The sequence below is a fragment of the Caballeronia sp. AZ1_KS37 genome, assembly GCF_023631165.1.
Lineage (GTDB): Bacteria > Pseudomonadota > Gammaproteobacteria > Burkholderiales > Burkholderiaceae > Caballeronia > Caballeronia zhejiangensis.
Genome location: NZ_JALQDP010000047.1, coordinates 62,069 through 74,094, shown reverse-complemented (window position 1 = coordinate 74,094; position 12,026 = coordinate 62,069). Strand labels below are relative to the sequence as shown.

Below are 12,026 nucleotides of genomic sequence, written 5' to 3'. Positions count from 1 at the left end.
GCCACCCACCGCCCCGCCGAGCACCGCGCCCGTGCTGCCGCCCACCGCGCCGCCCAGCGCCGCGCCGGCTACGCCGCCGAGCGCGCCGCCGAGCGCATTGTTCATGTCGCCGGCCATCGCCGAAACCGACGCAGCAGCCGTGAGCGCTGCGATTGCAACGAGTCGAATGATTCGCTTTGACATAGTTCGGATGATTGTTTTTGAGACGGGCCGAGTATAACCGCGGCTTACGAAAACCTTCGGTAAAACTGCCGCACGTCGGCGGTAAGACTTGTAACAAAGTCCGATTGCCGACATTGCGCGGCCGCAGCCGACACCTCGCCGATGGCGACGTTAGAATCTAATTCCGATTCGTCGAATCGTCCGCTACAGGAGGCCAGCGTGCCCGCGTTACTCCCTGACGTCGATCGAGATGGACTTCTCGAATACTCGGTCGTCTTCACCGACCGATCGATCAACCATATGTCGCAGCGCTTTCAGGGCGTCATGCGCGACATCTCCAACACCCTGAAGAAGGTCTACAACGCCAAGGCCGTCGCGGTCGTTCCCGGCAGCGGGACCTTCGGCATCGAAGCGGTCGCCCGGCAGTTCGCGACGAACAAGAAGTGCCTCGTCATCCGCAATGGCTGGTTCAGCTACCGCTGGTCGCAGATTTTCGACATGGGCGGCATTCCGTCCGAATCGACCGTGCTGAAGGCGCGTCCGGTCGCGCAAGGCAGGCAGGCCGCATTTGCGCCGCCGCCGATCGAAGAAGTCGTCGCCGCGATCAAGCAGAACAAGCCCGATCTCGTCTTCGCGCCGCACGTCGAAACCGCAGCCGGAATCATCCTGCCCGATTCGTATCTGCGCGCCGTGGCCGATGCGGTTCACGCCGTGGGCGGCATGTTCGTGCTGGACTGCATCGCCTCGGGCACCGTCTGGGTCGACATGGAAGCGAGCGGCGTCGATGTGCTCATCAGCGCGCCGCAAAAGGGATGGAGCGCGTCGCCGTGTTGTGGACTCGTCATGTTGAGCCCGCTCGCCCGCGAAAGAATCGACGCGACGACGAGCACGAGCTTCGCCTGCGACCTTCGCAAATGGCTGCAAATCATGGAAGCCTACGAGAACAACGGCTTCGCGTATCACGCAACGATGCCCACGGACAGTCTCACGACACTGCGCGATGTCATGAAGGAAACCGAGGCGTACGGCTTCGACAAAGTGCAAGCGGAGCAATTCGAGCTGGGCAAGCGCATCCGCTCGCTCTTGGCCGACAAGGGCTTCAAGAGCGTGGCGGCCGAAGGTTTCGAAGCGCCGGGCGTCGTGGTCTGCTACACGGACGATGACGGCATCCGCACCGGCAAGAAATTCGCCGATGCCGGCGTGCAGATCGCGGCGGGCGTTCCGCTTCAATGCGACGAGCCGGCAGATTTCAAGACCTTTCGCATCGGCTTGTTCGGGCTGGACAAGCTTCACGACATCGAAGGCACGGAGGCCCGATTCGCGAAGGCGCTGAACAGCATTCTGTAACGCGCGCGGCTAGCGTTGCGGCAGCGCGCGCCGCGTGAGATTCAGCACCAGCAGGAAGCCGATGAACATGACGATGCCGCCCGCGATCAGGCTCGCGCCGATCGCCCCGCGATAGACCGCGACGATCTGCGCCTGCTGCGCCGCGCTCATCTGCGCGATCGCGGCGATACCGTGATCCAGCAGCGCCTGCGTATCGAGGGTCGCAGGCAGCCCGCTCATCTCGCGCTTGAGCACGAAGGTCATGATGCCGCCGGACAGCGCCACGCCCAGCGACGCTCCCAGCGAGCGCACGAATCCCATCGTCGCGGTGGCGGCGCCGAGCACGCGCTCGGGCACCGAGTTCTGCACGATGACCGTCGCGTTCGGCATGCCGATGCCCATGCCCGCGCCGAGCACCGCCATCGCGCAGAGAAAGAGCGGCACGCTCGCGCCGATATGCGCAAGCAAGGCGAGCGAGGCGAGACCGAGACATTCGAGAAAGACGCCGATCGACAGGAGCGTCGCGATACGCCGCATGCTGCCGACGGAAAAACGTCCGCCGGTCACGGACGTGACGAGCATCATCGCGACTTGCGGCAGCATCATCGCGCCGGACTGCTCGGGCGTCTCGCCCAATACGAGCTGGAAATAGAGCGGCATGAAGACGAGCGAGCCCATCATCGCGAAGGCCATGATGCCGGAAGCCGCCACGCAGGTCGCGTAAGGCACGTTGCCGAAGAGCTTCAGATCGATGATCGGTTCCCGCGCGCGCCGCTCGACGAAGAACAGGGCGACGAAGCACGCCAGCGCAAGCACGCACGACAACGGCAAGCGCATGCCCGACATGAACGACGCGGACGCCGAATTGAACACCAGCAACAGCGCCGATGTCCCGATGCAGACCAGCACCGCGCCCGCGTAATCGACGGCGTGCTCGCCGCCGCGCTCGACCTTCGGCAGCGACATCATCACGAGCGCGAGCGACAGCGCGCCGATCGGCGGATTGATGTAGAACACCCATCGCCATGACGCGTGACTCGTGATGAAGCCGCCCAGCAACGGCCCCGCGACGCTGCTCACCGCGAACGCGCCGGTGAAGAGGCCCTGATAGCGCCCGCGCTCGCGCATCGGCACGATGCTGCCGACGAGCGTCTGCGACATCGTCATCAGCCCGCCGGCGCCGAATCCTTGCAGCGCGCGAAACAGAATGAGCGCGTTCATCGATCGCGCCGCGCCGCACAGCGCCGAAGCCACGAGAAAAATGCCGATGCTGAGCGCGAAGAACGGCTTGCGTCCGTACATGTCGGAGAGCTTGCCGTAGAGCGGCGCGCTGACCGTCGACGTCAGCATGAACGCGGTGACGACCCACGTAAGATGGTTCAGGCCGCCGAGTTCGCCCGCGATGACCGGCAGCGCGGTCGCCACGATGCTCTGGTCGAGCGCCGCGAGGATCATCGCGAGAATGAGGCCCGCGAACACGCGCCGGCGCTGGTTTAACGGGATCGGTGAAACGGCAACGTCGATTGTTTCTGTGGACATCGTGTAGCGAAAATTGGATGGAAGAACGCACTACGCGCGCAGCAGGATGCGTGCCCTTTCGGATAACATTCCTTGGTTAAGCAGCGCCGGAGCGAGCGATGACAACCGCAACCGTATTCAACGAGCACGCCGATCACTGGCTCGCCGCGCGGCGCGATCCGGAGACGGGTATCGAAGGGCTGCGCGCGCATTTCAGCGGTCACGCCTACGATCCGCACGATCACGACGACATGCTGATCGGCTACACGGAACAAGGCGTGCAGCGCTTTCAGTGTCATCGGTCTTTGCATACGAGCGTGCCGGGCCGCGCGATATTGATCGAACCCGGCGCGCTGCACGACGGTCATGCGCCGGAAGCCGGCGGCTTCACCTACGCGATGCTGTACCTGCCGCAAGCATGGGTCGAACGCGCGGCGCACGAACTGAATCTTCCGGGCCTGCGCAGCGTCGAGGCGGCTTTCAGTCGAACGCTCGTCGACGATCGCCGGCTCGTCGACGTCATCCGCACGGCGTTCCACGCCATCTATCACGACGAAGGCAGGCTCGCGCGCGATCAGGCGTTCGATCGCCTGCTGACGCAACTCAGCGGCCAGTTGCGCGACGCGCCGTCGATCGGCGGCGTCACCGCGCCGCTCGCCGCCCTTCGCGCGCGCGATCTCCTGCATGAACAGATGGACGGCAACATCGGACTCGATGAGCTCGCGACCGTTGCGGGCATCGACCGGTTCCGCCTGACGCGCCTCTTCAAGCGCGCGTTCGGCACGTCGCCGCACGCGTATCTGGTGCGCTTGCGCCTGCGCGCCGCGCGTCGCTTGCTGGCGGCCGGTCATCGGCCCGCGCAGGTTGCCGCGATCGTCGGATTCTCGGATCAGAGCCACCTCGGCCGCTGGTTTCATCGCGCGTACCGGATGACACCGGCCGCGTATCGGCGGATGTGCACAAACGTTCCAGACTGAACGCCGCGAATCGCGCAACATGAAGTTCCAAGGAGGAACCTTCATGTTCGACACCAAAGTGGCGCTCATCGTGCGCGATGATCTGCCCGTCTGGCAAAAGCTCAATGTCGTCGCCTTTCTCGCGACCGGCGTCGCGGCCGCGGTGCCCGAAGCGCTCGGCGAGCCTTACGAGGACGCCGCCGGACATCGCTACGGCCGCATGCTGGGCCAGCCGATGCTCGTGTTCGCCGCCGATCTGTCCGGCCTGCAAGCCGCGCATCGACAGGCGATCACGCGCGAACTCAGAATCGTGCCGTATGTTCACGCGATGTTTTCCACCGGGCACGATGCCGCGAATCGCGAGGCATTTCGTGCCGAGGACGCGGCGAATCTCGATCTCGTCGGCCTCGCGCTGCACGGCGCCAAAAAGGCCGTCGACAAGGCGGTAAAGGGACTGGCCTTGCACGGCTGATTCGAGCCGCCTTGTCGGTCAATGCGACGACACGATGATGCTCGAAATGACGCCCGTGGCGATCGCCGCCAACACGAAGTCGCCGTTCACCTGCACCCACTGATAACTCGAGGGCGGAGCGTGCAGGTCATGCGCGCGCCAGTCCTTCACGACGTAACGCGATCCACGATACGAATCCGGCAGACGGTCGCCCGAATGCCAGTCCTGATGCGGCACCGGACGGCGCGCATCGTCGTGTCCGCGTGCCTCGGGTCCGGCGTTTCGCGGCTTGCCGGGCCCTTCCTGTTGTCGATGATCCGGGCCTGCATCCGGTCCGGCCGGTTGAGCGAACGCGGCCGTCTGTCCAAAGGTGATGACACAAAGAAGGGAAGCAATCGCAAGTCTGTTCATAGGCATCTCCATAAAACCAATGAGAGCGATGGCGCGCTCATTGATTCAATGCGATGCCTTTCGTTTCCTTACCGCAGGTCGCATCGGCGCGTGTGAATCGTTCATCGACCGAGCACCGTCACGGCGGGAAAGCGCATCAGATTTTCAACGTCCCACTCGTCGCCCAGATAGCGCGTATCCGGCAGCGCGCGAGGCGAGACGAGATCGGCGGACATGCCGCGCGCGATCAGACGTTGAAGAACGTCGTCACGCAGCCAGAACAGCGACCCGTCGTATATGGCGGGCCTGTAATCCGCCTTGAACGCGGCAAGCGAGTAGATGTCGCTGTCCCTGCTCCATACGCCATGCGTTTCGATGACTTCGGGACGTTCCGTGCTTATGTAGTCGCCCAGCTTCGCATACCCCTGACGCGTCAGCGATGGATTCGTCAGCAGCCCCAGATCCAGGATGTTCAGGCGTTCGCAGCACAATGCCGTGCCGCCGACGTCCGGCGTCAGGAACTTGAGCGTCGGCTGCCCGAGATGCTCGCGCAAGCGATCGACCGACGCGCCGGTCATCGCGAAGTTCTGTGGCGTTACGCCTCGCCAGTCGCCGGGCGATTGATTCCACACCCTCTTGCGAACCGCGCTTCCCATTGCATCCATCGAAGCCGGCAGCGCGCCGCGCATCGCCGCGCCGACGATCATCGTGTCGACGTTTTCGCGCAGCACCTTGGCGTTGAACACGAAGGTCCCGGCAAGGCACAGCAAGAGCCAGCGCAAGACGCGCGGCCGACGCATGTTCGCGAAACGTTCCGCGAGCGATAGCACGAGGATCGGCAGCACCGCCACGAACATCCGGCCGGTATAGCCCCAGTTTCTTCCCGATATCAGTGCGAACACGCCAAAGGCCACTATCAGAAGCAGCGGCATCGGATCGAGACGGCGCGCCTGACCGCCCTTCCAGCTCAGGACGATGCCAGCCAGCAGCGCGGCGTTCACGAAGAGAAAATCCTTGAGGCCGCGCAGCTTCTCCAGTAAGCCGTCCCAGCCCTTCTTGCTGTATGGCGCGTGAAGCTTGGCCAGAATGGTGTTCGGCAACAATACGCCGAAGACCCAATATCGCCAGAGCGTCATCAGCAGAAAACAAAGCATCAGGCACACGCACATTCGAAACGCGCGCGAGCGTTCCTGCGGGCAAAACACGACCATCCAGCCCAGCGCGAAACCCAGATAGAACACCGCTTCGAAGCGAGTCAGCATCAGAAGCGGCACGAGTGCATACGCGAGCGTCGATTGCGCGCGCCAGTAGAGCACGAACGCGAGCAGCAGCAACGCGAAGACCGTCATCTCCATGCCGTTGACGATCTCGGCCTGACACATCGGAAGCAGCCCGAGCAAGGACACGACGATGAGCCGATGCGTCGGGCTCGGCAATGACGGTTGAAGCGCGCGCCACATCAGCACCAGCGTAGCGCTGAGCGCGATGAACGAAAGCAGTTGCGCCGCCCTGATCGCTTCGAGAAAGCCCGGATGGAACAGCCAATGCCCGATCGCGAGCATCTCCGTCATGAGCAGCGTCGACGTACCTTCGCCCAACGGCGACACCGGGGTCAACGCAAACAATCCGTGCCGCCCGAGCGTCTGTGCATACGCGACGGTGATGGCGCCGTCGTCCCATCCGTATGGGCCGGCCAGCGCGATCGCCGTCAACGAAAGTACCGCGTACGCAACTGCGAAGAGCAACCCGGTGGCTTTCTCCTTCGCCTCGATCCTGTGCGTGACGTGTTCGGTCATAGGCAGACAGCGCTATTGCGACCGCAATCCGAACACGGCGACGCCATTCTTCGCGCCCACATACACCTTGCCGTTCGCGATCATCGGCGTGATGAACTTGTTGCCCGCACCGAACTGGTCGCGCGTGCCGGCATCGACGCTGCTGTAAAGCTGATGATTGAGATTGGTCGCGTCGTAAGCGCGCAGCACGCCGATCGACCCGTTCTCCGCCGCCCACAGAATCGCGTTCGACGTGCCGTTCGCCGAAATGCTCGGCGTCGCGCCCGGGAAGCCGAACGAGTTCAGCGTCTGACTCGACGGCGTGCGCGACAGCGCGGCGTTCGTTACCGTGAACGCCTTGATGTTGTCGCCGACCGAGCCGAAATAGACCCTGCCGTTGAAGTACGCGGGCGCGCCGAACATCGGTCCGCGTATCTGGCCGACGAGCTCCTGATAGATGTGATCCGCGTTCGAATCGAACTTGCCCATCGACCAGCGGTTGACGACATAGATCGTCGAGTTCTTGCCCGCGCCGACCGCGAGACGCCAGACCTTGCCGTTCGCATCGGTGAAATCGGGCAAGACCATCGCGCCGCCGGAACCGAGGTCTTCGTCCTCGTTCGATTGCTGCACCGTGTTCGACGGCTGGAAGTAGTCCTGCACTCTCAACGGCCCGAGGTTCAGCCGCAGGAAGCCGTTGCCGAAGTTGCCGTTGATCGGCATCTCGTGCTCGTTCTGCGTCGGATCGAAGGTGCCGTTGGCATCGAGGAAATAGATCGATTCGCCGTCCGACGCAGGGCCCGCGCCGCTCATCCAGATCGAGCCCATCTGGCCGTTCGGCGTGACGTTCAGCACGCTCGCCTGCTGCAGCGTGTTGGCGTCGTAGCCGATCACCCAGCCGGTGTACGGCATGAAATCGCAATGCGATGTCCACGCGGTATAGATGACGCCGTTCAACTGCAGCAACGCCGCGCGCTCGGCGTACTGACCCGGATCGAACGTCAGCGTGCCGTTCTGGCTGCCCGCGCCGTTGCCCGGATAGGTCGCGCGGATTTCGGTCGGACCGTTGAAGAGCTCGGCGCCCGTCGTGATATCGAGCGCGTGGATGCGCTGGTGATAGCCGCCCGACGCGTCCTTCGACATGCCGACGACATACATCGCGCCGTTCGGTCCGCGCCCGCGATCGATGACGGGCGTCGCCGTCACACCGATCGTCGGCGTGATCTGATGGCACTTGTGATCGTCGCTCGGATTCTCGCCGCTGCCGAGCGTCGAGACTCTCCAAAGCGTCGCGCCGCTGTCGGCATCGAACGCGTAGACGCTTCCGTTCTCGGTCGCGACGTACACGACGTTGTGCGTGGCGCCCCCGATCGGAACGTTCGCGAGAAAGAGCGGCTGCGCATCGACGGCGCCATCGACGGAATAGAAAGCCACCTTGCCGAACGTGTTCTGGTTGACGTTCGCGAGCGTGAGGGTCGTTTCGGCGAGTTGCTGTCCGGTGCGGGCGATGTCGTTGTGCCAGGTGACGACGTCCATCGCGTTGCTGGGCGACGTTGCCTTCGCCACGCTCGACGCGGCCCGGCTCGCCGCGGCCGATGTCGCATCGCCGCCGGAGTCGCCGCCACTGCACGCGGCGATGATTGCCGCGATCAGCACGGCGCCGAGTGCGGCGGCATAAGCGGAAAAACGCGCATTCATTTGCATTCTCCTTCTCCGGAAGGGGCCGGAACGGACAACGCGGTGTCGGGCGACATCGGTGCTGCAACAGAGCAATCGTGATGCCCCATAGCAGCGTGTACCCGCAAACCAGCGCATCAGCGAAGCGAGGAAGCCGTCGAGCGCCCCGAGGGACGCAATTCGGCCGCTATTGAACATCGGGAAACGGAGGGCGAGCGACGAACCTGGCTTACAAAAGAGCGCGTCAGCTTTGCTCGCGACTCGCGCGCCTTCGCGGAATGGTGACGGAGAACCAGAGCAGTCTTGTCACCGAACGTTCGGGCGTAACGGGGAAGGCTCTTTACCGACTGAAAGCTATCGCAAATCGCGGAGTGAATCAATCGCGCAGGTTTTACATTGCACTTTTCGAAATCGTGCGCGTCGTTGATGACATGTTGCCGGGGCCGTAAAAACGAATGTGGGGGAGTGCACATATCTACCTACTTATTTCGCGTCTCGAACTTTTTTTGCCGATTTGGGCTGCTAATCTTTGGGCCAATGGTCATGCAAATCGCAAGGCCGTCTGTCCGGATGTCCGACATGCAAGTCTCACCTTGAGAGCCCTCGCCGGGACCAGGAACGTGCCGATGACGACGATTTCGGAAATCCGCGAAACGATGCCCGACCGAATGGCATCCGGCATGCAGGCGCCCGCGCGCTCATCGGCTCGCCGCTCGCTGCTTCGCCACATGGCCGCGCTCGCTCTGGGTGCAGTGTCGTCGCCCTCCTTCGCGCAGCATGGCGATCTCGGACTCGTCACGCCGCCAGTCCGTCTCGACGATACATGGCTCGTCGATCAGACCGGCAAGAAGCGTCTGCTCAGCGACTTGCTGCATCAGCGCGTGACTGCAGTGCAAACCGTCTATACCGGCTGCGGCACGATATGTCCCTTGCAAGGCGCGTTGTTCAACGCGGTTCAGGAACGGATACCGCAAATCCGCGCGCGTCGTCCGGTGCAATTGCTGTCGGTCGGGATCGATCCGCTTTCGGATTCGCCGTCGGCATTGCGCGCGTGGCTCGCGCGCTTTCAGGCGGGTTCCGCCTGGAATGCAGCGACGCCGGCACTCGCCGATGTCGACCGGATGCGCGTGGCGCTCTCGGGCAGCAACGCGCCTCTCGGCGACATCGCTGACCATTCCACCCAGGTCTATTGCTTCGATGCCAACGCGATGTTGCGCTGGCGAAGCGCCGATCTTCCTCGCGTCGAAGACATCTGCGATGTGCTCGGCGCGCTCGCACGTACGTAACCCGCTTCATGTACGGGGTGCAACCATGCCTGGAATCCGTTCGACGAGCCACGCGTCAAGCCTGTTCGTCCGATGCATGCGCTTCTTGCTGCTCGTCGCGTTGCCGCTGGCATTGGCGGGCATGCCGCACGCCGCGCGCGCGCAAAGCTCGGCGCCCATCACGCTGAGCGGCACCAGCCTGTGCGCCGACGTGAGCGGCGAATCGAGGGCGCCGGGCGCGCCCGTGATTACGTGGTCCTGCTGGGGCGGCGCGAATCAGCAGTGGTTTCCGTCAGCGACCGGCACGCGCTACAACCTCATCAATCAGAACAGCGGCCTGTGCATGGACGTCTCGGGCCAAAGCCAGAGTCCGGGCGGCCCCGTCATCCAGTGGACCTGCAATGGCGGCGCGAATCAGGCGTTCTCGTTGACGCCGCAAGGCGCGGGCTACGCGATCGTCGCGGGACATAGCGGCTTGTGCGTGACCGCATCGAGCACGACGTCGCAAGGCAATCAACTATCGCAGCAAGTGTGCAACGGAAGCGCGACGCAAACGTGGCAAGTGGCCGGCCTGCCGGTACAGCAAGCCGCATTGCCGTCGAAGTGGACGACGCCGTATCAGTTGCCGCTCGTCCCGCTGCAAGCCGCCAATCTGCCCAATGGAAACGTGCTCGTCTGGTCGGCCGACGCGCCGCTCGACTTCACCGACAGCGCGAATCCGCCGGCGAGAACCTACACGGCGATCTTCAATCCATCGAACGGCACGAGTTCGCAAGTGATCGTGACCAATACCGCGCACGACATGTTCTGCCCCGGCATTTCCAATCTCCCCGATGGCCGCATCTTCGTGACCGGCGGATTGAGCGTGCGGCAGACCAGCATCTATTCGCCGACGACCAACACATGGACCGCGGGCAATCAGATGAACATCCCGCGCGGCTATCAGGGCAGCGTGACGCTGAGCAACGGCAACGTGTTCGTCATGGGCGGCTCGTGGAGCGGAGGGCTCGGAGGAAAGTCCGGCGAAACGTGGACCTCGGGTTCGGGCTGGCGGATCAATAGCGCGATTCTCGACGATTACATCGTCACGAACGACGCGAGAGGCGTGTTCCGCTCCGACAATCACGCGTGGATGTTCGCGGTCGGCAACGGACGCGTGTTCCATGCGGGACCGAGCAAGGCGATGCACTGGTTCGATACGGCGGGCAACGGCAACGTGAGCCCGGCCGGCAACCGTGGCAGCGACGGCGACGCGATGAACGGCAACGCGGTTATGTACGACGTCGGCAAGATTCTCGCGGTCGGTGGCGCGCCGAGCTACGATCAGTCGCCGGCCACGGCCAACGCGACGCTCATCGACATCAGCAGCGGCAACGCGACGACGCGGACCATCCCGCCGATGAGCTACCGGCGCGCGTTCAACAACAGCGTCGTGCTGCCGAACGGACAGGTCGTCGTGATCGGCGGACAGACCTTCGCCGAGCCTTTCTCGGACAACAACGCGGTCCTCACCCCGGAACTCTGGGACCCCGCGACCAACACGTTTTCCCCGCTCGCGCAGCAGGCCGTGCCGCGCACCTATCACAGCGTCGCGCTGCTGCTGAACGACGGACGCGTGCTGAGCGGCGGCGGGGGTCTGTGCGGATCATGCTCGACCAATCACACCGACATCGAGATCCTGACGCCGCCGTACCTGCTCAACTCGGACGGTTCCGCCGCGTCGCGTCCGACTCTCAGCTCCGTTCCGAGCGATGCGCAGCTCGGCACGACGATCGTGGTGACGGCCAGCCGGAGCACGCGCGCATTCGTGCTGATGCGCTCGTCTTCGGTTACGCATTCGCTGAACAACGAGCAACGACGCGTGCCGCTCACGTTCAGCGTCGGTACGGCGGGCGAATTCCAGTTGAACATTCCGTCCGATCCGGGCGTCGTCGTCCCCGGCTATTACATGCTGTTCGCGCTGAACGCCAACGGCGTGCCGAGCGTTTCGCGCGTGCTGCGCGTGCGTTGAATGGCCCGACGCCGCTTCCTCGAGGCGCGGGCCGCGGCGATGCGCGTCGCATTCGTCGCGGTCGTCGCATTGGTCGCGGTCGTGGCAATTGCGCCGCTTGCGCGCGCGCAGACCGCATGCGACCCCGCCGACATGGGCTGCGCGATCTTCAACGGACAACATCCGATGACCGCGCATCTGCGCGACGACGAGCGCCCGTTGCCTTCCTTTGCGACGCGATGCGTCAATTGCCACGTCGGCACATCGACGAAACCCGCGTTCGCGCCGCCGCTGACGCACGACGCCCTGCTCGGCGTCGCAAGCCGCCGTGGCGGGCCGCTCAGTCACTATGACGCGACGTCCTTCTGCCGCGCCGTGAAGGACGGCATCGATCCGGCGGGCGTGCTGCTGCGCAAGTCGATGCCCCACTACCGCATCGCCGATACCGAATGCCAGGCGCTTTGGCAATACGTCATGCATCGATGAGCGCGGGCGCTACGCATTCCGGCGAGAGGT

General features: G+C 64.0%; 10 protein-coding genes and 1 pseudogene. 6 read left to right on the top strand and 5 right to left on the bottom strand.

What is annotated here, in order from left to right:
- Nucleotides 1-183, bottom strand: a pseudogene (locus NCS00_RS32320) (hypothetical protein); the annotation flags it as partial.
- Nucleotides 184-381: 198 nt separating this feature from the next.
- Here NCS00_RS32320 and NCS00_RS32315 point away from each other — a divergent pair.
- Nucleotides 382-1,509, top strand: coding sequence for an aminotransferase class V-fold PLP-dependent enzyme (locus NCS00_RS32315; protein WP_250442195.1), 1,128 nt, complete (start codon nt 382-384; stop codon nt 1,507-1,509).
- A gap of 9 nt (nt 1,510-1,518) precedes the next feature.
- On the opposite strand, the gene NCS00_RS32310 is transcribed toward NCS00_RS32315, so the two are convergent.
- The gene (locus NCS00_RS32310) at nt 1,519-3,027 is read right to left on the bottom strand and encodes an MDR family MFS transporter (RefSeq protein WP_250442194.1); all 1,509 of its coding nucleotides are present in this window, start codon (nt 3,025-3,027) and stop codon (nt 1,519-1,521) included.
- A gap of 98 nt (nt 3,028-3,125) precedes the next feature.
- On the opposite strand from NCS00_RS32310, the gene NCS00_RS32305 reads away from it, so the two are divergent.
- Both NCS00_RS32305 and NCS00_RS32300 read left to right on the top strand, forming a co-directional pair.
- On the top strand, nt 3,126-3,983 hold the full coding sequence (locus tag NCS00_RS32305; protein ID WP_008345768.1) for an AraC family transcriptional regulator: 858 nt from the start codon (nt 3,126-3,128) through the stop codon (nt 3,981-3,983).
- Between the two features lie 43 nt (nt 3,984-4,026).
- Nucleotides 4,027-4,434, top strand: a complete 408-nt coding sequence (locus NCS00_RS32300) for a DUF2000 domain-containing protein (protein WP_008345769.1) — start codon at nt 4,027-4,029, stop codon at nt 4,432-4,434.
- Between the two features lie 18 nt (nt 4,435-4,452).
- Here the strand turns inward: NCS00_RS32300 and NCS00_RS32295 are convergent, their stop codons facing one another.
- From NCS00_RS32295 to NCS00_RS32285, 3 genes are all read right to left on the bottom strand, one after another.
- On the bottom strand, nt 4,453-4,824 hold the full coding sequence (locus tag NCS00_RS32295; protein WP_250442193.1) for an RcnB family protein: 372 nt from the start codon (nt 4,822-4,824) through the stop codon (nt 4,453-4,455).
- 101 nt (nt 4,825-4,925) lie between these two features.
- Nucleotides 4,926-6,599, bottom strand: coding sequence for a hypothetical protein (locus NCS00_RS32290; protein ID WP_250442192.1), 1,674 nt, complete (start codon nt 6,597-6,599; stop codon nt 4,926-4,928).
- 12 nt (nt 6,600-6,611) lie between these two features.
- Entirely contained in the window at nt 6,612-8,276 is a 1,665-nt protein-coding gene (locus tag NCS00_RS32285) for an outer membrane protein assembly factor BamB family protein (RefSeq protein ID WP_250442191.1), read from the bottom strand.
- Between the two features lie 605 nt (nt 8,277-8,881).
- On the opposite strand from NCS00_RS32285, the gene NCS00_RS32280 reads away from it, so the two are divergent.
- The 3 genes from NCS00_RS32280 (at nt 8,882) to NCS00_RS32270 (ending at nt 11,996) form a co-directional block, all read left to right on the top strand.
- A complete protein-coding gene (locus NCS00_RS32280; protein WP_250442190.1) occupies nt 8,882-9,541 on the top strand; it encodes an SCO family protein in 660 nt (219 codons plus the stop codon).
- Between the two features lie 76 nt (nt 9,542-9,617).
- Complete coding sequence (locus NCS00_RS32275) at nt 9,618-11,531, top strand: RICIN domain-containing protein (protein ID WP_008345777.1); 1,914 nt, start codon at nt 9,618-9,620, stop codon at nt 11,529-11,531.
- A complete protein-coding gene (locus NCS00_RS32270; protein WP_250442189.1) occupies nt 11,532-11,996 on the top strand; it encodes a hypothetical protein in 465 nt (154 codons plus the stop codon).
- Nucleotides 11,997-12,026: the final 30 nt, after the last annotated feature.